The organism is Streptomyces sp. M2CJ-2, assembly GCF_016757295.1.
In the GTDB taxonomy this organism is placed as follows: domain Bacteria; phylum Actinomycetota; class Actinomycetes; order Streptomycetales; family Streptomycetaceae; genus Streptomyces.
The window spans coordinates 1-209 of record NZ_JAESIF010000362.1 but is presented as its reverse complement, the minus strand read 5'-3'; the positions used below and the strand labels follow the sequence as shown (position 1 = coordinate 209).

The 209-nt window shown below is 75.6% G+C and carries 1 protein-coding gene; it reads left to right on the top strand.

The features are described from left to right. On the top strand, positions 1-209 hold a 209-nt coding region (locus tag JL475_RS39625), incomplete at both ends, for a ketoacyl-synthetase C-terminal extension domain-containing protein (RefSeq protein WP_202283008.1).

Here is a 209-nt window from a genome sequence, read left to right as displayed (position 1 = left end):
CGAGGGCCGCCCGCGGCGGGCGGGTGTGTCGTCGTTCGGCATCAGCGGGACGAACGCCCACGTGATCGTGGAGTCCGCGGAGCCGTTCGAGCCGGCCGAGGTCGTGGAGGAGGAGCCCGGGGCCGACGGTCGTCCGGGTGGGTTGGTGCCGTTGGTGTGGTCGGCGAAGAGTGAGGGGGCGGTGCGGGCGCAGGCGGGGCGTCTGGCGG